Source organism: Rhizobium sp. K102 (assembly GCF_022385315.1).
GTDB lineage: Bacteria > Pseudomonadota > Alphaproteobacteria > Rhizobiales > Rhizobiaceae > Rhizobium > Rhizobium croatiense.
This window is the reverse complement of record NZ_CP092436.1, coordinates 1,334,357-1,354,419: the sequence shown is the minus strand read 5'-3', so window position 1 is coordinate 1,354,419 and position 20,063 is coordinate 1,334,357. Positions and strand designations below refer to the sequence as shown.

Below are 20,063 nucleotides of genomic sequence, written 5' to 3'. Positions count from 1 at the left end.
TGATCGGGCACACTATCGCACCACACGTGTTCTGCTGGGAGGGGAGAGCGCAATGCTGAACTGGAGTCTGCATCGTCAAAGCGCTGAAGGCGAAGGTTCCGGTTCCGGCATGTCGACGATCCTCGAGACGATCCCCGCCCCTGCGCCTGCCAAGAAAATCAAGATCGCGCTCGCGCTTGGCGGCGGCGCGGCCCGCGGCTGGGCCCATATCGGCGTATTGCGCGCCCTTGACGAAGCCGCGGTCGAAATCGGCATGATTGCCGGCACGTCGATCGGCGCCCTGGTCGGCGGCTGCTATCTTGCCGGCAAACTCGACGAACTCGAAACCTTCGCCCGCTCGCTGACCATGCGCCGGATCGCAAGCCTGCTCGATCTGACCATCGGCGGCAGCGGCCTGTTCGGCGGTATGCGGCTGACCAAGCGCATGCAGGAGCATCTCGAGGGCCTGAATGTCGAGGATCTGGACCGGCCTTTCGTCGCGGTCGCAGCCGAGGTCAATACCGGCCATGAGGTCTGGATCGCCAACGGTTCGCTGATCACGGCGCTGCGCGCTTCCTATGCCCTGCCCGGCATCTTCGAGCCGGTGCGCAGCAATCACCGCACGCTGGTCGACGGCGCGCTGGTCAATCCGGTTCCCGTCTCGGTCTGCCGCGCCTATGAGCAGCCGCTAGTGGTCGCGGTCAATCTCAATTACGATCTCTACGGCCGCTCGGCCGTCGTCCGGCACAATGCCAGCCTCTCGCCGCAGGAAGTGCAGAAACAGGAAGAGGCGCCCTATGCCCGCCTCGGCATGACCGGCGTCATGGTGCAGGCCTTCAACATCATCCAGGACAGGATTGCCCGCGCCCGCCTTGCCGGCGACCCGCCCGACATCTCGCTGCAACCGCGCCTCAGCTATATCGGCCTTTCAGAATTCCACCGGGCCGGCGAGGCGATCGAGCGCGGCTACGAGGAAGCCAGAGCCAGGCTTCCCGAGATCAAGCGCATGCAGGAAGTCTACGCCAGCACGCCATAAGGCGTCGCCCCCTGTGACAGGCGCTGCCGGGACGACGGGATCACGTGAACCACCAGGCGAAGCTCAGCCGGCAATATAGGCTTTGATATCCTCGGCTTCGCGCTCGACTTCGGCGATCCGCGATTTCACCACGTCGCCGATCGAGATGATGCCGGCAAGCCTGCCGTTGCTTTCCACCGGAACGTGGCGGAAGCGGCGGCTGGTCATCAGTTCCATCAGTTCGTTGACGGTCGTCTCCTCATGGCAGCGATAGACCTTCGCGGTCATGACCTGGGTGAGCGACTGGTCGAGACCCTCCTTGCCGTGTTTGGCGATCGCATGCACGAGATCGCGCTCGGTGAACATGCCCGAAATTCGATTCTCCATGCCGACGACGACGATCGCGCCGATCTTCTTCTTGCTGAGGATGACGGCTGCCTCCGCGACGGTGGTGTTCGGCCCGGCGGTAACGACGTCCCTGCCCTTCAGGTCGAGGATTGCTTTGACTGAACTGGTCATTCGAACCTCCTATGTCGAAACTGCAACGCTTGTCACAGCTATCCGCGGCGGTTTTTCCCCCAATCACGGATCGTTCGATGGTGCACTGCCCCGCTCAGGATTGCAACACATCCTTCTCCGCTTCGGCTGGTTCCTCAGTCGGCGGCGGTGCCCGGTCGAACAGCGAAAACAGAAAGAAGCCGAAGACGAAGCCGCCGATATGCGCGTCCCAGGCAATCTCCTGATCGCTATCGCCGACGAGCGGGATGCCGACCGCGATCAGGGCGTTGCCGACCAGCCAGAGCAGCGTGAAGATGACGACGGTCCGGCTCTTCAGCGCCTCGACGATGGAAAGCCGCGCATTGAGATGCGCCGCCAGCATCGGACGTCGCTCAGCGGGAAAGGCGAATCGGCAGGCGGCTCCCATCAGCCCGGAAATGACGCCGGAGGCGCCGATCAGCAGCGACACGTCTCCCCAGTTGAGAACCGCGTGCAGAGCGGCGGAAGCGGCGGCGGAAAACAGCCAGAAGAACACGAATCGCAGCGTCCCGATGCGACGCACGACCGGCGCGCCGAAGGCCATCAGCCAGAAGGCGTTGAAGACGATATGCTGGACGCTGCCGTGCAACAGCGAATAGGTGACCGGCGTCCAAAACAGCTCGAAACCCTGCTGCGACAGCGGAATCACGTAGCGTGCGGGAACGAAGCCAAAGGTGAAGAGCAGCCAGCTGGCAGCATCGTCGGACAGCACGAGCGCCTGCGCCGCATAGATGGCGATCAGCAGGCAAAGGCTGAAGAACAGCGCCGGTGGAAGGTTGAAGACCGGTACGCGCGGGGGCCGTGCCGGCGGCTCGAGCTCGGAAGATTCGGGCGCCTTCTGCGGCTCGCCCGTCTGCTCATTCATCTGTGTTCGCCTCGTTGAGGCCCCAGCCATACAGGAGCGTTGGTCAAAAAAAAGCCGCCCGAAGGTCGGACGGCGTACCGGGAACCCTGAGGAAAGATCTCGGCCCGGGCAGGTTGTGCAGAACTTCGAAAGTCGAAGTGATGGCGCGACAGTGTCACGACAGGCGTCACGCCTCAACCGAAACCCTTTCTTAACCTTAACGGCCGGGATTTGGCATGAAATCCGCAAGGTAGAAGCTGTACGGGCAATGAGTGCCCGCAAATGCTCCGGAATGGGACAGGTTGGTGTGAAATGCGTGTGCAAACGACCATCGAAATTTTTGACTATTGGAACCGTATCCGCGGCGCAGCCGATGCGCCGCTGAAATCCCAGGTCGAACCGTCCGCCGTACCCCATCTACTGCAAAGTCTCTTCATCCTCGAGGCGCGCGGGGACGGAGACATCGTTTTCCGGCTCGCCGGCACCCGCATCTGCGATCTCTTTGGGCGGGATCTGCGCGGCGAACGTTTCTCATCGCTCTGGGCGCATGGCCAGCACGCGGATATCGAACGCACCGCGATGGGTGTCATGGACCACGCCATGCCGGCCCTGTTCAATGCCACCGGCTACAGCACCGTCGGGCACCAGGCCTCCTTCGAAATCATCATGATGCCGCTGCGCTCGTCGCACGGCTCTTGCGACCGGGTGCTCGGCGCGATCGCGCCAGTGGCGGCCGCAAGCTGGCTGGAGATCGTGCCGCTCGAATTGCTGGCGCTCGACCGCAGCCGTCTGCTGCCCGAAAAGTTCAGCAAGGTCGCGCCGGCCGAACTGCGTCCGATCAACGAGATCGTCGCGAGAAAAAGCATCGGTTTCGGCCAGGCCATGCGCCGCGTGGTGTCGCAGCTGCTGAGTGTCGAGGCGCGCTGAGCGTCTCGTTTCAGGACAGCGGCCATACTCGTTTTTGGCTATGTCGGCGGGCGCCGAGACAACCTTCTGTTAATGGATTGGAGGTAAAGATTGGCCTCTGAGATTTTCATGAAGAAGCCTTTTGATGCACTCGTTCCAGCCAGCACAGACGCAACGACCTGCGCCGCGCCCTGAACAAGGCGTTTTCCAGCGCGTGCCGATCAATATGCAGGGCCGGCTGATGCTTGCAAACTACGAGGAGTTTGAATGCATGGTGATCGACATGTCGCCCGGCGATATGTACGTCACCTGCTCCGGCCGGCCGCGCGCCAACGAACGCGTCGTCGCCTATATCGACCATCTCGGGCGCGTCGAAGGTTATGTCCAGACGCTCGACGGCCGCGGCTTCACCATGTCGATCAATGCCACCGAGCGCAAACGCGAGAAGCTCGCCGCTCAGCTCACCTGGCTTGCCAACAAGCACGAGCTCGGCCTGCCGGAGGACCGCCGCCACGACCGTCTGACGCCGCGCGACGTCAAGACCGAACTGACGCTCGATGACGGCACCCGGTATGCCTGCCGCATCATGGACCTTTCGCTCTCCGGAGCGGCCGTCGACGTCGAGATGCGTCCCTCCATCGGAACGGCTGTGCGTCTCGGCAATATGCGCGGCCGCGTCGTGCGCCATTTCGTCGAAGGCGTGGCGATCGAATTCCTGTCGATCCAGTCCCGCGAGACGCTGCGGGAATTCCTCTGACAGCTGCTGCCAGCGCCGGCGCTCACCCAGTCAGGTCGCGTCGAGAACACCTGGATTTGACCGCAACAAATCTGCAAGCGGCGACAAATCCGGCTCGGGAAAGCAAGCGCAAAATCCTGTCGCAAGTTGTTCCCACCAGTAGATGCCTAAGCTTATGAGTGGAATAACCTGCGACACCGATCAGCCGGGAGCAGGTCGCGCATAATTCGGCAGCGATTTTACGCCCGACAGCACCGCCCTTCCCTTCGTTATTGAGAACGACGTACTCTTGAGGAACGCCGCACAGCTTGCCGGCATTCCAGGCATCCTGTCGCAGGGACGGTTCGACATCGAGGCACCACTTGTCACCGCCTGGGAACTGGCGCGCGCTTGGCCCGAAAGTGAACTCAGGATTCTCCCGTACGTTGCCCATTCCACCGCTAATCCTGATTTGAGCGCAGCAATCGTCGCTGCCACCGACCAGTTTCGCAATTTCCCTCAAAAATAATTTTTCCTTTTGAGTCGCGGAGCGCGGCAGTTTTCCGGTCATCGGCCGGACAATTCCCGTCATTCCGGGCCCTTTGTCCGAAGACCGCATGCCGCCGCAAGGACGGCTTCCCCGCAGCGGTTTACCCGGCTCAGGGGAAACCCTTAATGGCCGGACGACGGCACAGCCTTTTCGAGCGCGAAAGCCTTGCCGCGCAAATTACAATTTTAATCGACTTCGAGACAAATGCGCCTCGAATTTTATGCGCATTCGAGTTTGTTTTTAGCCAAGTTTTATCGGCATTTGATTCAACTAAGCCTCTAATTCTATTACGTAATTTTGCGCGAGATAAAAACGTCTGTGTCATTGTCGCCTCAACTTAGGGGAGACGGCAATGACGACTGCGAATATCCTGAAAGGCGGCCTTTTGGCCGGTGCGATCATGATGGCAATGGCGGGTTCGGGACAGGCAAGCCCAGCAAGCATGGCACTGGCAGGCAATGCCAGCCCGCCCATCGGACACTATGAGTTCTGCAAGGCCAATCCAACGGAATGCGCCTATGCCGGCGGCGACGCCGGACCGGCGATTCTCACCGAGGAGCGCTGGAAGGAAATTCTCAAGGTCAACTACACTGTCAATTCGTCGGTCCAGCCGGAAACGGATGAACAGATCTACGGCGTCGAAGAGCGCTGGGCCTATCCGACCAGCGTCGGTGACTGCGAGGACTATGTCCTGCTGAAGCGCAAGATGCTGATCGAGGACGGCTTTTCGCCATCCGACACGCTGATTACGGTCGTGCTGCAGCCGAACGGCGAAGGCCATGCCGTGCTGACGGTCCGCACCGACCACGGCGACTTCATTCTCGACAACATGCGCAACAAGGTGCTGCTGTGGTCGGACACTGAATACACCTATCTCAAGCGCCAGTCCGCCAATGATCCGGGCCGCTGGTCGAAGCTTCAGGACGGCCGCACCGTCGCGGTCGGTAGCGTCAAGTAGCAGCATAACCCGCCGGCCAAGCCGGCGCTGGTTTCGGCCCGGTCAGTCCCCGCATCCCGTCCCGACCGGTGCCCAAGAGCCGTTCCCGCTGTCCCGGGAACGGCTCTCCCTCTTTGATACAAGGGCCATTCCGATACAGCGGCAACCCGAAAACTTAGCGAATTATTAACCCTGCCGGTCTGATCATATTGGTGAGATTCATCATCGGCACCGGCGGCTCATGTTCTTCCTGCGGCGGACCGAAACGCAAAGAACCGCCATGAGCCATGCCGCGCAAAGCGCTCCCGACGAGCAGCCGCTTCTTTCCATGGGGTTTCTCCTCCGCACGACGGCGGTGATCGCCGTCCTAGCAGTCCTGACCGTCGCCATCAGCATCGGCGGCCGTTGGTTCGGCCGGCACATCTCCCTTGCCGGCAACACCGACAGCACAACTGAAATCACGCTGACCATCGGCCGCGACACCGTGAAACTGCCCGAAAATGCCATCCGCTTCCCGAGCCAGCGGCATGAAGGTGCGGCCGAGCGCGTCGATCTCTACCTCGCCTGGCCTGACATGCGGGGTTACGGCAAGGACAACCATCTTCGATTCGACGATGTCGCCCGATCCTCCGGCCTGATCTTCCTGCAGATCGCCCAGAGCACCATGTCGCGCGACATGTCCGGCCGGCTGGAGCCGATCTATTCACATCTGATCGAAGGACCGGCCGAGGCTTTTCGCGACGGATTGACGCTGCACCGTCTTCGCGCCGACGCCGGCTATGGCGACGAAGTGCTGCTGACGGCACTCGTCAAGGGCGGACCGGACTACGTCGTGCGCTGCATATTGCCGTCAACCCCGGACAAGGCGGCAAGCGGTGATTGCCAGCGAGATATCGAGGTCGGCAAGGATCTCAGCGTCCTCTACCGCTTCTCCAGCAGCCATCTCGACGATTGGGAACATATTGATGCCGCGATCCGCACCTTTGTAGAGGCGCGTCTTATGAACCGTTCTGCGACAGGTCCCTAAAATGCTTCCGGAAGGCGAGTGAAACGATTCATCATAAACGGATTGGTAACGCTGAATCGGTAATTTCAAAAGACGAGCTGTGCGGCGGGGGGTGTGCGGTTCCTGCCCGATATCTGAAATGCAAGCGAAGAGTGGAATAGTGTCAAGGTCAGTCTCCTCCGTATCATCATTCCGGTCCGGCAGCTTTTTCGCAAAGCTCCTGGCGATCCTTTCGGTGGCTCTCACGGTCGTCCTGGTTGATTCAGTCAATGCGGAAGCGAAGACGGCCAATCCGAAATATGCAGGCATCGTCGTCGACGCCAAGACCGGCAACGTTCTCTACAGCGAGAATGCCGATCGGCTGCAATACCCGGCCTCGCTAACCAAGATGATGACACTCTACATGGTCTTCGAAGCGCTGGAGCAAGGGCGCATCCGTCTCGACACGCCGGTTCCCTTCTCCGCTCATGCCGCTGCCCAGGCACCCACCAAACTTGGCGTGCGCGCCGGCGGCACGATTACCGTGGAACAGGGCATCCTCGGTCTCGTCACTCTGTCGGCGAATGATGCCTCAACCGCCCTCGGCGAACTGCTGGCAGGCAGCGAGGACCGCTTTGCCCAGTTGATGACAGCCAAGGCGCATGCTCTCGGCATGACCCGCACCACCTATCGCAACGCCAACGGCCTTCCGAACACGGCGCAGATGACGACGGCGCGCGACCAGGCCCGCCTCGGCATCGCTCTCCGTCAGCATTTCCCGCAATATTACGGCTATTTTTCCACCCGCGCCTTCAAGTTCGGCAGCCGCACGATCCGCAGTCATAACCGGCTGGTCGGCTCAGTGCGCGGTGTCGACGGAATCAAAACCGGCTACACGCGGGCCGCCGGCTTCAATCTTGTGAGTTCTGTCCAAGTTGACGGCAAGTCGATCGTCAGCGTGGTGCTTGGCGGTACTTCCGGAGCGGCTCGCGACGCCCAGATGCGCAATCTGATCGCCACTTACCTGCCCAAGGCGTCGAGCCGCGGCGGAGAACTCGGCGCTGGTGGCTCAAGCAGCCCCTGCCCCGGCGATTATCGAAACGCCCGCTCCGGTTCAGCCGCAGAAGGCTCGGCAGCAGCTCGCCCAGCAGCCAGTCGCCCAGCAACAGGTCGCCCAGCAGCAGGTCGCAAAGACGATCACCGCAGCGCAGCCGCCGATTTCCGCCGCTGCTGCCGATCTCAGCCTGCCGCACAAGGGGCCGCTGCCGGACGCCCGCTATCAAGTGGCCGCGACCGAAGTCGCCTATACCGAAACATCCGCGACGAAGTCCGACAACCCGCTGGTCGCCCAGGCCATGCCGGCACCGACCAAGGTCAAGACCACGAGCTTCAAGCCGCAGGCTCCGGCCGCAGCACCTGCCGAACCGGACAGCGCCGCCGTCGATCAGGTCACGACTGCTTCGACCAGCGCCGCCCCGGCAAGCGTCGCGCCGGCGGGCTGGGTCGTACAGGTCGGCGTCTCGCCCAGCCGGCAGATGGCCATGGACCTCCTGGAGGGCGCCAAGAGCAAGGGCGGCAAGGCGCTGGCCTCGGCAAAGCCCTTCGCCGTTGCCTATGGTACGGGCAACGACCAGGTCTACCGCGCCCGCTTCGGCGGCTTCGACGATCAGCGCGATGCGGTCAACGCCTGCAAGGCCTTGAAGAAGGCCGGCATCAAGTGCTGGGCGGCTGCACAATGAGCTATTCGATGCTGCCTGCAACATGGCCGGCGGCATTGGTAACGGCCGAAATCGGTGTTTGCGTTTCCGGCCACCATTCTTGAACTCGATCAGTACTGCGTACGGGGAAAACAATGGCGATCAATGAAAATGTTCCGGGAATGCCAGGCGACCGCCGCATCGGGGCCAAGGGGCGCTCAGCCCTGCATCCGCTGCACGAAGCGGCGCTGCGGCTCGCGGAGATGGGCCTGCCGCGGCCGAGAGCGAAATCTGCCAAGACCCGCGATCTCATCAACCTGCTGCTTTGCCACGGCGCTCGCGCCTGGCGCTATTCCCAGCCTGAAGCCCGGATCCATCTGCATGTGACCTCGCCCGACGGCAGCGCCCCGGTGCAATTGCGCCTGCGCTGAGCTGCCGTTGCTGTCGGGAACCGTTGTATTCGGCGACAGAGGTTAATGCATCTCGTCCGGAAGTGTGCAGCGGTTCCGGGACAACGAAATGCATAAAAACAAAGAGCTAAGGCGCGTTGCGTGGATCATATTTGATGCGACGCGCTTTAGAGCAGGCCGAGCTCGGTAAGCTCGCGTCGCAGGTCTGCCGGCATTTCGGCGATGCCGGCGCCCAGGTTGGTCAGATCGGCCGGCACGTCATCCGGCGCATAGTAGCGCCAGCCCTGGAATGGCCGCTTCGGCTGTACCGCGGTTTCGATGACTTCGGGACCGAGCATCAGGCGGCAGCGCGAAATCCCTTCGTCGTCGGTGAAGGTCTCGATGTCGAGCAGCCGCTGTCTCGCCTGTACTTGCCCCTTGATCACCCAGTAGAGCGAGCCGCCGTCGAGCAGCTCCTCCATGCGTTTGGGCACCATGCGGGTCGTATGCACGGAATGCGGCTCGAGCCCGGCGGCAATGGCGCGCAGCGAGCGCTCCGCCACCCATTCGCGCAGATCGTCGATCGAGTCGGCGCCGACACAGAGTTTGATGAGATGCAATGCCATGCCGCCGTTGAAATCCTTTTGGCGGCGAGCGTCAAGCGCCTACGGCATGCCGCACGAAACTGTGCAGCGGTTTTGCGCCTGCCAGAAAATGTCGAACCTTGCTAACGCGGTCGCAAACTCAGCATTCGACGACATTGACGGCGAGGCCGCCGGTCGAAGTTTCCTTGTATTTCTCGCTCATGTCGTGGCCGGTCTGGCGCATCGTCTCGATGCAGGCGTCCAGAGGCACGAAGTGCTGGCCGTCGCCCTTGACGGCGAGCGATGCCGCCGTGACGGCCTTGACCGCCCCGAGCGCATTGCGCTCGATGCAGGGAACCTGGACAAGGCCCGCAACCGGATCGCAGGTCATGCCGAGATGATGTTCGAGCGCAATCTCGGCGGCGTTCTCGATCTGCTCCGGCGTGCCGCCCATCACGGCCGCAAGGCCGGCAGCCGCCATCGCCGCGGCCGAACCCACCTCGCCCTGACAGCCGACCTCGGCGCCCGAGATCGAGGCGTTATGCTTGATGATGCCGCCGATGGCGGCGGCCGTCAGCAGATAATCGCGAATACCGTTCTGGTCCCAGTCCTCGTGGAAATGCTCGTAATAGCGGATCGTCGCCGGAATGACGCCGGCCGCCCCGTTGGTCGGCGCGGTGACGACGCGGCCGCCGGCTGCATTTTCCTCGTTGACGGCCATCGCATAGACGCTGAGCCAATCGTTGGCGAGCAGCGGATTGACGCGATTGCTGCGCCACTCCTCCTGCAGCTTGTCGTGAATCCTGCGGGCGCGGCGCTTGACGTTGAGGCCGCCCGGCATGACGCCTTCGACCTTGAGGCCGCGCTCGATGCAGGAGCGCATTGCCTCCCAAATTCTGTCGAGCCCCTGATCAAGCTCCTCTCGACTGCGCTGGCTCTCCTCGTTCGCCCGCTTCATCTGCGCAATCGAAAGCCCCGAGCGCTCGGCCATGTCGAGCATCTGCCTGGCGGTCGCGAAAGGATAGGGCACGCGCGCGCCGCCTACGGCGTTCTTCTTCGCCCGCATCTGTTCCAGTTCGGTGTCGGTGACGACGAAGCCGCCGCCGACCGAATAATAGATGCGTTTCAGGAGCAGCCGGCCGTCGCGGTCAAAAGCGGAAAAGATCATGCCGTTGGCATGGCCCGGCAGCGGCTGCTTCTTGTCGAAAACCAGGTCGGTCTTCGGCTGGAATTGGTAGGCCGGATGGCCCGCCGGCGCGATGCGGCCGGTGCGTTCGACCGTATCGATGATGCCGTCCATCTTGTCGGGATCGACGCTGTCGGGCGCTTCGCCCATCAGCCCGAGGATGACGGCCCTGCCCGTCCCATGGCCGATGCCGGTATGGGCGAGCGAACCATGCAGGCTGACCTTGATCGCGGCGACCTGCGCGCCCGATGACGGGCGTGGCCATTCATTCGACAGGATCAGATCGAGAAACCGGTTGGCAGCCGACATCGGACCCATCGTGTGCGAACTCGACGGCCCGACACCGATCTTGAACACGTCGAATACCGAGAGAAACATGGATGCGCCTTCTGAACACTGGAATGCAAATTTAGACGCCGCCGGTTTCTGATCCAAGCGGCAAACCGACATCGCATAGAGTCGGTGCGACATTCCGACTGCACACTGGGATGACACAGACAAAACCCGCGCAACGCAGCGATGCGGCAACCGATTGTTACGAACATCGTCGCCTCACTGCAAGAGACGATCATCGTGGCACGAAGATGTCGCTTGAAGACCAACGCTCGGCAGAAGCGGCGCGGTTTTCGGCCAGCCCGGATCAGAGAGCCTTCTGCGACCGCTTTGCAAACGCGCAGTTTCGGCGCGGCCCCTCATTGCCGTCAATGTTGAAAATGCCGGCTTAAAGCGTCAGTCCAGTAAGGTCCAGTCTGCTTGTACCTTGCGATTGTGCTCACCAAGTCTGGGCGACTTGCGGTGCGAGGAGAGCGCCTGCCCTGAGAAAATGATGGGTGTACGGATGCCCGCTATCCCTTCACTTTCCACGGCCATCTTTCGATGCGCGACTTGCGGGTCGGCAAACACGTCTTCGACGGTATTGATGGGGCCGGCGGGAATGCCCACGCGCGCCAAGTCGGCTAGCAGATCCGTCCGCTTGAAAAGCTTCGTCTGTGCTTCCATGACCGATGTCAGCTCCTCTCGATGGCGAACTCTTTCCGCATTCGACTTGAAACGGACGTCGTCTGCCACAGCGGATAGCCGTAGGATATCGCATAGCCGTGCAAACTGAGCGTCGTTCCCGCAGGCGATAATGATATTGCCGTCAGACACCGGGAATACTTGGTATGGCGCGATGTTGGGATGCGCATTGCCAAGTCTCGTCGGCGCCTTTCCCGAAGCCAGGAAGTTCATTGCCTGGTTGGCCAGCACACCCACCGCACTGTCCAGAAGTGCCATATCTATGAACTGTCCCTCACCTGTCGTATTTCTGAGGATCAGAGCGGCTTGGATAGCGATGACTGAATAGAGTCCCGTGAAGATATCGGCGAACGCGACGCCGATTTTCTGTGGCTCCCGATCAGGTTCACCGGTCAGATCCATGATGCCCGCCATGCCCTGGACGATAAAATCGTATCCTGCACGCCCGGCATAGGGACCGGTTTGGCCAAAGCCGGTAATCGAGCAATAGATCAGTCTTGGGTTGATCGCCTTCAGGCTCTCGTAATCAAGACCGAACTTCTTCAATCCGCCTACCTTGAAGTTCTCGATGACGACGTCCGCGTTCGCGACCAGTGCGCGAAGCTTGTCGATGTCCTCCACAGCGTTGAAATCCGCCGTGATGCTCAGTTTTCCGCGATTGCAGCTGTGGAAGTAGGCTGCAGCGACATCATCGCCATCCCTGATGAAAGGAGGCCCCCAGCGACGCGTATCGTCGCCCTCCGGGCTTTCCACCTTGATGACGGTCGCACCCAGGTCGGCAAGTGTTTGTCCGGCCCACGGACCAGCCAGGATTCGCGCCAGTTCCAAGACCCGAACGCCTTCAAGCGGAGACTGCATCGATAACTCCCTGATCATTCACAAGTTGGCGGATCATCGTTTCGCTACATATTCGGATAGACCGGCCCCTCGCCGCCCTGCGGCGGCACCCAGTTGATGTTCTGGTTGGGGTCCTTGATGTCGCAGGTCTTGCAGTGCACGCAGTTCTGGGCGTTGATGACGAAGGTCTTGTCGCCATCCTTCTCCACCCATTCATAGACGCCGGCCGGACAGTAACGGGTCGACGGGCCGGCATAGATGCCGAGCTCGGAGCTCTTCTGCAGCGCCATGTCCTTGACCTGCAGGTGCACCGGCTGGTCTTCCTCGTGATTGGTGTTCGACAGGAACACCGAGGACAGACGGTCGAAGGTCAGCACCCCATCCGGCTTCGGATAGGCGATCGGCTTGTGCTGCGAGGCCGGCTCCAGCGACTGCGCATCGGTCTTGCCGTGTTTCAGCGTGCCGAAGAAGGAAAAGCCGAACAGCGTATTGGTCCACATGTCGAGGCCGCCGAGTGCCACGCCGAGGGCGGTGCCGAACTTCGACCACAGCGGCTTGACGTTGCGGACCCGCTTGAGATCGCGGCCGATGTCGCCCTGGCGCCAGTCGTTCTCGATCTCGACCACTTCGTCATGGCTGCGGCCTGATACAATCGCCGCCGCCAGCTTCTCGGCCGCCAGCATACCCGACAGCACCGCATTGTGGCTGCCCTTGATGCGGGGAACGTTGACGAGACCGGCCGAACAGCCGATCAGCGCCCCGCCGGGAAAGGACAGCTTCGGCACCGACTGGTAGCCGCCCTCGGTGATGGCGCGCGCCCCATAGGACAGCCGCTTGCCGCCCTCGAAAGTGCCGCGGATCGCCGGATGCGTCTTGAAGCGCTGGAATTCCTCGAACGGGTAGAGATAGGGGTTCTTGTAATTGAGGTGGACGACGAAGCCGACCGCCACCAGATTGTCCTCGAGGTGATAGAGGAAGGAGCCGCCGCCGGTCTTCATGCCGAGCGGCCAGCCGAAGGAGTGCTGCACCAGGCCCTGTTTGTGGTGCTCCGGCTTGACCTGCCAGAGCTCCTTGATGCCGATGCCGAATTTCTGCGGCTCGCGGTCCTTCTGCAGGTCGAACTTGGCGATCAGCTGCTTGGCGAGCGAACCGCGCACGCCCTCGCCGATCAGCGTGTATTTGCCGCGCAGCTCCATGCCGCGGGTATAGTTCGGCCCGGGCTCGCCGTTCTTCTCGATGCCCATATCGCCGGTGGCAACGCCGATCACCGCACCCTTGTCGTCGTAGAGCACCTCGGTTGCGGCAAAGCCCGGATAGATCTCGACGCCGAGCTCTTCGGCCTTGCCCGCCAGCCAGCGACAGACAAGCCCAAGCGAGACGATATAATTGCCGTGATTGTTCATCAGCGGCGGCATCATGACATTCGGCAGGCGGATCGAGCCGGCCGGGCCGAGCAGCAGGAAATGGTCGTCTGTCACCTCAGTTTTGAAGGGATGATCGGCCTCGTCGCGCCAGCCGGGCAGCAGCCGGTCGATGCCGATGGGATCGACGACGGCGCCCGAGAGGATATGGGCGCCGACCTCGGCCCCCTTCTCCAGCACGACGACCGACAATTCCGGATTGACCTGCTTGAGCCGGATCGCCGCCGCAAGCCCGGCAGGGCCTGCTCCGACGATCACGACGTCGAATTCCATGCTCTCTCGACTATCGTCTGCGTGTTCTTCGGTCATGATCAATGCCTGACAAATCTCGATATTGGAAAGGATGGGATCAGCGCGTTGGCCGAGCCGGAACGTACCTGTAGTCGTAGAACCCGCGTTGCGCCTTACGGCCGAGCCATCCGGCTTCGACATATTTGACCAGCAGCGGGCACGGGCGGTACTTGCTGTCAGCCAGCCCCTCATGAAGGACCTGCATGATGGAAAGGCATGTGTCCAAACCGATGAAGTCGGCCAATTCGAGCGGCCCCATCGGATGATTGGCGCCGAGCTTCATGCCAGTGTCTATGGCTTCCACGTTTCCGACACCCTCATACAGGGTGTAGATCGCTTCGTTGATCATGGGGATGAGAACGCGGTTTACGATGAAAGCCGGAAAATCCTCGGAGACAGTGACGGTCTTGCCGATGGATTCGGCAAAAGCCTTGGCTGTGGCGAAGGTCTCTTGATCCGTTCCGATGCCGCGAACCAGCTCGACCAGCTTCATAACCGGTACGGGATTCATGAAGTGTATCCCTATAAAACGATTGGGTCTGTCGGTTGACGCCGCGAGCCGCGTTATGGAGAGCGACGATGTGTTCGTCGCCAGGATCGCGTCGGGCTTGAGGACGGTGCATACCTCGGTAAAGACCTTCCTCTTGATGCCTTCATTCTCGCTTACAGCCTCGACGACCAAGTCGGCGCTCGCCAAATCCGGAAGGGAAAAAGCTCCCTTTATGCGTAAGATCGCCTGCTCAGCCGCCTCGCCCGGCATTTTGCCGGTTTCGCCCTGACGTCTGAAATATCCCGCACTCGAATTCGATGCTCGCACGGAACTCGACTTTTATCGAGATCGTAGACCAAAGCCGCATAGCCATGTTTCGCCAAAACTTCCGCGATCCCGGTCCCCATCTGGCCGGCGCCAATGACGGCGACGGTAGAAATCTTATTCGCTTTAGGCATGCGGCCTCTCGGTGATGCGTAGGTTGAAGGACGATCTGCGCCGAACAGGCGATGGAAAATTAGAAGAACGCCTGGAGGCCCGTCTGCGCACGCCCAAGGATCAGGGCATGGACGTCGTGGGTGCCCTCGTATGTGTTCACCGTCTCCAAGTTCTGCGCGTGGCGCATGACATGATATTCGATCTGAATGCCGTTACCGCCGTGCATATCCCGGGCTTGCCGCGCTATGTCGAGCGCCTTTCCGCAGTTGTTGCGCTTGACGATCGAGACCATTTCCGGAGCCATCCTGTGCTCATCCATCAGGCGGCCGACGCGAAGCGAGCCCTGCAGTCCGAGCGTGATCTCGGTCATCATGTCGGCGAGCTTCTTTTGATAAAGCTGCATCCCTGCAAGCGGTTTGCCGAACTGCTTGCGGTCCAGACCGTATTGACGAGCGCGGAACCAGCAGTCCTCGGCCGCGCCCATGACGCCCCAGGAGATGCCGTAACGGGCACGGTTGAGACAGCCGAAGGGTCCCTTGAGACCGGAAACGCCGGGCAAAAGCGCATCCTCGGTCACTTCAACACTGTCCATCACGATTTCACCTGTAATCGAGGCACGCAGCGAGAGCTTGCCGCCGATCTTCGGGGCCGAAAGACCCTTCATACCCTTTTCGAGAACGAAGCCGCGTATTTCGTTATTGTGGGCCTCCGACTTTGCCCAGACGACGAAGACATCGGCGATCGGCGAGTTCGAGATCCATATCTTCGAGCCGCGCAATCGGTAGCCGCCGGCGATTTTCTCGGCGCGGGTCTTCATGCCGCCCGGATCGGAGCCGGCGTCGGGCTCTGTCAGGCCGAAGCAGCCGATCAGATCACCCGAGACGAGGCCTGGCAGATATTTCTTCTTCTGCTCGTCGGAGCCGTAAGCGAAGATCGGGTAAATGACCAGCGAGGACTGCACGCTCATCATCGAGCGATATCCGGAGTCGATACGCTCGACCTCGCGAGCAATCAGTCCATAGGCAACGTAGGATGCGTTCGCGGCCCCGTACTCCTCCGGCAGCGTGACACCGAGAAGGCCGGTCTGCCCCATCAACTTGAACAGCTCCGGGTCGGTCGCTTCTTCGAGATAGGCTGCCTCAACGCGCGGCAGGAGTTCGGATTCTGCGAAAGCCGCGGCGGATTCGCGGATCATCCGCTCATCTTCGGTCAGCTGGTCATCGAGCAAAAAGGGGTCATTCCAAGAAAAGGCCAAGATCGTCATCCTCCCGTTGAGGTTTCTCGCAGTTCGATTTGAGGGAATTAGAACCGCTTTTCCGCAACTGGGAAAGCGAGGTTTACTCATCGGCCTATGAGCTATAGTAATAGCTTATGGCAAACCTCTCGCGAAGACTCCTTCCCTCGACTTCAGCTCTCGCGGCTTTCGATTCCGTCGCGCGGCTGAGCACTTTTTCTGCCGCGGCCGAGGAGCTTTCCCTAACGCAAGGAGCCATCAGCCGACAGATCGCCGCGCTGGAGGAACAACTGGGCGTTTTGCTGTTCGAACGCAGCAGCCGTGGCGTCATCCTCACGGAGGCCGGTACAGACTATGCGCGGGCTATTGCCAGCGCTCTGGCGGAAATCCGCTCCGCCTCACTGCAGGCCATGACCAAACAGCATAACGATCAACTCAATCTTGCCATCTTGCCAACATTTGGCACCCGCTGGCTGATGCCGCGTATTCCGCGGTTTGTCGCCAGACATCCTGAGATCACATTGAACTTCGCAACGCGCATCGGGGTGTTCGATTTCGACCGGGACGACATCGACATGGCTATTCATATCGGCCAGCCTGATTGGCCCGGTGCGGAAAGCACATTTCTGATGGAGGAGATGGTAGCACCGGTGGCGTCCCCGTCTTTTCTCCGTTCACATCCCATCTTGAAGGCTGAAGATCTGCTTCGCCTTCCGCTGCTGCAGATGGCATCCCGTCCGGGAGCCTGGAGCCACTTCTTCGAGAGCCTCCAAGTCAACGGCACTCCATCGCAGGCCATGCGGTTCGAACAGTTCAGCAACGTCGCCCAAGCCTGCATCGCCGGGCTGGGGCTCGCGTTGATGCCGCTTTTCCTCATCGACTCCGAGCTTGCGAATGGCCAGCTTGTTCAAGCCTTTCCGCATCAGGTCAAAAGCCCCAGCGCCTACTATGCGGTGGCGCCGCTCAGCAGGAAGGATTTCCGTCCTGTCGCGGCGTTTCGCGGATGGCTTCTGGAAGAAGTCGCGCATTACCAGAAAGGCATTGCCGGTTGATGCAGCCATGCGGTCGCAATAGCAGCCTGTAATACGCGCCCATTCGACCGTTCACTCATGCCCGATTGCACGCGTTCTTAACTCTTCAGCCAAATCCTGCCAGCCTATGCTAACGTTAGCACAAGGAATAGGCATTTGCATCTTCAATTGAGGAAAGCAGGCATGCAGGGAAGACGCCTGACGGCCAGAGCCTTGGTCAAAGACGTTCGGCTTCTCGGCCGACTGTTGTGTGAGGCTATTGAGGCCAGCGACGGCAAAGAGGTCCGCGAGATTGTGGAACAGGTCCGCAGTCTGTCGGTGACAGGCCGCAGAAAGACCAGCCCGCGTTTGAACGACAATCTTGCTCCCTTCTGCGCCGGCATGCCTCCGCGCACTCTGAAGCGCGTGGTCCGCGCGTTCAGCCAGTTCTCTCAGCTCGTGAACATCGCAGAAGACGCTCATCACGCCAGAGCGCAGCGCCTCAGCATCGTCGATGGCGAACCTGCCATGCCGGGGACGATTGCCAGATCGCTTTCCGTTCTGGCTGCCGCCGGAATAGAGGCGAAAGATGTCCGCAACCTGCTTTCTGAAGCTGTGGTCTCGCCTGTATTTACAGCGCACCCGACCGAGGTTCGGCGCAAGAGCGTTATCGACATCGAGCAGGAGCTTGCACGATGCTTGAGCCGGCTCGACCAGGCCGGCCTGACTGCGCAGGAAGTGGATCGATATCAGGAAGATTTGGAAAGAGCGACGACCACGCTTTGGCAAACGAACAGCTTGCGAGGACGGAAATTGCAGGTCGTGAATGAAATCCTCAACGGCCTATCCTACTATGACAGCACGATTTTCCATGTTATCCCGGAAGTTTATGAGGATCTCGAAAATCAACTTCGAGGCTCACCCTGGAGGTTTGGCCAGGACGCGCTGCCGCCATTCCTGCGCATGGGTTCCTGGATCGGCGGCGACCGGGATGGCAACCCTTATGTCAATGGCGAGACACTGAAGGAGGCGCTCCGGCTGCAGAGCGAGAGGGTTTTTTCTTTCTATCTCGGCGAGCTGCACAGCCTTGGCGCCGAACTTTCCTTGGATGATCGGTATGTAAAGGTTTCGCGGGACCTTCAGCGCCTCGCCACTGACTCTCCCGATAGATCGGAGCAGCGCCGGCACGAGCCATATCGCCTTGCGATCTCAGGCATCTACGCTCGCCTGGCCGCCACGGCCCGCAAATTCGGCAGCACGGAATTGGTTCGTGAGCCTGTAGCCGCCGCCCCCTCCTACAGGAGCCCCGCCGAATTCGCCGAAGACCTGGCGACGATCAGCAAATCCCTGATAACCAATGGCGCAGAAAAGATCGCCGCTGGAAAACTGCGCAGCCTCCAACGCGCCATAGAAGTCTTCGGCTTTCACCTTGTCAGCCTCGATTTGAGACAGAATTCGGAGGTTCACGAGCGGGTCGTTCATGAGCTTTTCGAGAAGGTCCGCCCCGGCACAGGCTACGAGGCGCTCGCCGAGAACGACAAGATCCGCTTGCTCACCGAGGAACTTCGGTCGTCCCAGCTGCTGGTTACACCGCTTAAGACCTATTCGGCCGAGACGATGTCGGAGCTTTCCGTTCTGCGTGAAGCCGCCGAAGCCCATAAGCGCTATGGCCGCGCCAGCATCCCGAATTACATCATCTCGAAGGCCGGAAGCCTTTCCGACCTTCTGGAGGTCATGGTTCTGTTCCGGGAGGTGGGACTGTTCCTGCCCGAAGAACCCGAAGCAGCCTCCGTCAACATCATACCGCTTTTCGAGACGATCTCGGACCTTCGAAGGTCGCATGAGGTGATGCGGACAGTTTTGGCCATCGAAGCCTATCGGGCGTATCTGGGCGCACTTGGCGGCAAACAGGAGATCATGCTCGGCTATTCCGACAGCAACAAGGATGGCGGTTATCTGACTTCGGGATGGGAGCTCTATAAGGCAGAGATGGCCTTCATTCAGCTTTTCGAACGTGAAGGGATCCGCCTCAGCCTGTTTCACGGCCGCGGCGGTTCCGTCGGCCGCGGCGGCGGCCCAAGCTATGAGGCCATCACCGCCCTGCCCCCCGGCGCCGTTGCCGGCTCGATCCGGCTGACCGAGCAAGGCGAAGTCATTGCAGCGAAATATTCCAATCCAGCTCTTGGTCGCCGAAATCTCGAACTGCTGATCGCCGCGACGCTGGAAGCGTCTTTGCTGCCTTCCGACGCACAAGAACCGGATCCCGAATATCTCGGCGCCATGGAGGAGCTGTCCGACCTGGCTTTTGGTGTCTATCGCTCGTTGGTCTACGAAACCGAGGGATTTGAAAAGTTCTTCTGGGAAGCCACGATCATCGGCGAAATCGCAAAACTGAATATTGGCAGCCGCCCGGCCTCACGCAGCTCGTCTCATCGCATCGAAGATCTCCGTGCGATACCCTGGGTGTTCGGCTGGTCGCAGAGCCGTATCATGCTGCCGGGCTGGTTTGGATTTGGCTCGGCCGTCAGACAATGGCTGGCCGGACAACCGGACGGGTTGCGGATCCTTCAAAGGATGCATCGGGACTGGCCCTTCTTCCAGACGTTGATCGCGAACATGGAGATGGTGCTGGCCAAAACCAATATGGCGATCGCGGCGCGGTACGTGAACCTCGCCCCTGACACATCCGCCCACGAGAAAATCTTCGCGCGCATAAAAGACGAGTGGGAAGCGACGACGGCCGCATTATTCGCCATAACGGAGCAGGCCTCGCTCCTGGAGAATAATCCGGCGCTGAAGCAATCGATCCATCATCGCTTTCCATGCCTCGATCCTCTTAACCACATGCAGATCGATCTTCTTCGCCGCCATCATGCAGGAGAAAGAGATCAGGAGACGGAAGAGGCGCTGCATCTGACAATCAATGGAATCGCCGCCGGGCTGCGAAACAGTGGATAGCTCGCCGCAGAAGCAGGCGGCGCAAGCTTATTTTTCTTGACCT

General features: G+C 60.7%; 15 protein-coding genes and 3 pseudogenes. 10 read left to right on the top strand and 8 right to left on the bottom strand.

The annotated features are described in order from the left end of the window. Positions 1-52 precede the first annotated feature (52 nt). Positions 53-1,015, top strand: coding sequence for a patatin-like phospholipase family protein (locus MHI61_RS12535; RefSeq protein WP_239792244.1), 963 nt, complete (start codon positions 53-55; stop codon positions 1,013-1,015). Between the two features lie 63 nt (positions 1,016-1,078). Here MHI61_RS12535 and MHI61_RS12530 read toward each other — a convergent pair whose 3' ends face one another. Together MHI61_RS12530 and MHI61_RS12525 are read right to left on the bottom strand one after the other, a co-directional pair. After that, positions 1,079-1,513 carry a CBS domain-containing protein gene (locus MHI61_RS12530; RefSeq protein WP_239792243.1) on the bottom strand — a complete coding sequence of 145 codons (435 nt, stop codon included), beginning with the start codon at positions 1,511-1,513 and terminating at the stop codon, positions 1,079-1,081. Positions 1,514-1,607: 94 nt separating this feature from the next. Beyond that, positions 1,608-2,396, bottom strand: coding sequence for a rhomboid family intramembrane serine protease (locus MHI61_RS12525; RefSeq protein ID WP_239792242.1), 789 nt, complete (start codon positions 2,394-2,396; stop codon positions 1,608-1,610). Positions 2,397-2,657: 261 nt separating this feature from the next. Here MHI61_RS12525 and MHI61_RS12520 point away from each other — a divergent pair, with 261 nt between their 5' ends. The 7 genes and pseudogenes from MHI61_RS12520 (at position 2,658) to MHI61_RS12490 (ending at position 8,596) form a co-directional block, all read left to right on the top strand. Further along, positions 2,658-3,302, top strand: a complete 645-nt coding sequence (locus MHI61_RS12520; RefSeq protein WP_239792241.1) for a PAS domain-containing protein — start codon at positions 2,658-2,660, stop codon at positions 3,300-3,302. Positions 3,303-3,426: 124 nt separating this feature from the next. Beyond that, positions 3,427-4,038 (top strand): PilZ domain-containing protein, encoded by a 612-nt coding sequence (locus tag MHI61_RS12515; protein WP_038689051.1) that lies wholly within the window; start codon positions 3,427-3,429, stop codon positions 4,036-4,038. 250 nt (positions 4,039-4,288) lie between these two features. Further along, positions 4,289-4,525 (top strand): annotated as a pseudogene (locus MHI61_RS12510) (prolyl aminopeptidase); the annotation flags it as partial. Positions 4,526-4,898: 373 nt separating this feature from the next. Further along, positions 4,899-5,504 (top strand): transglutaminase-like cysteine peptidase, encoded by a 606-nt coding sequence (locus MHI61_RS12505; RefSeq protein ID WP_239792240.1) that lies wholly within the window; start codon positions 4,899-4,901, stop codon positions 5,502-5,504. A gap of 220 nt (positions 5,505-5,724) precedes the next feature. Continuing rightward, positions 5,725-6,510 (top strand): hypothetical protein, encoded by a 786-nt coding sequence (locus tag MHI61_RS12500; RefSeq protein WP_239792239.1) that lies wholly within the window; start codon positions 5,725-5,727, stop codon positions 6,508-6,510. A 118-nt stretch (positions 6,511-6,628) separates the two neighbouring features. Continuing rightward, positions 6,629-8,207 (top strand): annotated as a pseudogene (locus MHI61_RS12495) (D-alanyl-D-alanine carboxypeptidase). Positions 8,208-8,320: 113 nt separating this feature from the next. Continuing rightward, the gene (locus MHI61_RS12490) at positions 8,321-8,596 is read left to right on the top strand and encodes a hypothetical protein (protein WP_097579363.1); all 276 of its coding nucleotides are present in this window, start codon (positions 8,321-8,323) and stop codon (positions 8,594-8,596) included. Between the two features lie 146 nt (positions 8,597-8,742). On the opposite strand, the gene MHI61_RS12485 is transcribed toward MHI61_RS12490, so the two are convergent. The 6 genes and pseudogenes from MHI61_RS12485 to MHI61_RS12460 form a co-directional block, all read right to left on the bottom strand. Further along, positions 8,743-9,180 carry a DUF1489 family protein gene (locus MHI61_RS12485; protein WP_239792238.1) on the bottom strand — a complete coding sequence of 146 codons (438 nt, stop codon included), beginning with the start codon at positions 9,178-9,180 and terminating at the stop codon, positions 8,743-8,745. A 118-nt stretch (positions 9,181-9,298) separates the two neighbouring features. Next, on the bottom strand, positions 9,299-10,702 hold the full coding sequence (locus tag MHI61_RS12480; RefSeq protein WP_239792237.1) for an L-serine ammonia-lyase: 1,404 nt from the start codon (positions 10,700-10,702) through the stop codon (positions 9,299-9,301). Between the two features lie 351 nt (positions 10,703-11,053). Then, positions 11,054-12,199: a CaiB/BaiF CoA-transferase family protein gene (locus tag MHI61_RS12475; protein ID WP_239792236.1), complete on the bottom strand. Its 1,146-nt coding sequence runs from the start codon at positions 12,197-12,199 to the stop codon at positions 11,054-11,056. Between the two features lie 44 nt (positions 12,200-12,243). Beyond that, on the bottom strand, positions 12,244-13,908 hold the full coding sequence (locus MHI61_RS12470; protein ID WP_239792235.1) for an electron transfer flavoprotein-ubiquinone oxidoreductase: 1,665 nt from the start codon (positions 13,906-13,908) through the stop codon (positions 12,244-12,246). Positions 13,909-13,948: 40 nt separating this feature from the next. After that, positions 13,949-14,838 (bottom strand): annotated as a pseudogene (locus MHI61_RS12465) (3-hydroxybutyryl-CoA dehydrogenase). 59 nt (positions 14,839-14,897) lie between these two features. After that, the gene (locus MHI61_RS12460) at positions 14,898-16,082 is read right to left on the bottom strand and encodes an acyl-CoA dehydrogenase (RefSeq protein WP_010035292.1); all 1,185 of its coding nucleotides are present in this window, start codon (positions 16,080-16,082) and stop codon (positions 14,898-14,900) included. 107 nt (positions 16,083-16,189) lie between these two features. Between MHI61_RS12460 and MHI61_RS12455 the strand changes: the two genes are divergently transcribed. Both MHI61_RS12455 and ppc read left to right on the top strand, forming a co-directional pair. Beyond that, positions 16,190-17,104, top strand: a complete 915-nt coding sequence (locus tag MHI61_RS12455; RefSeq protein WP_239792234.1) for a LysR family transcriptional regulator — start codon at positions 16,190-16,192, stop codon at positions 17,102-17,104. Between the two features lie 162 nt (positions 17,105-17,266). After that, a complete protein-coding gene (gene ppc, locus MHI61_RS12450; RefSeq protein WP_239792233.1) occupies positions 17,267-20,020 on the top strand; it encodes a phosphoenolpyruvate carboxylase in 2,754 nt (917 codons plus the stop codon). The last annotated feature ends 43 nt before the right edge of the window (positions 20,021-20,063 follow it).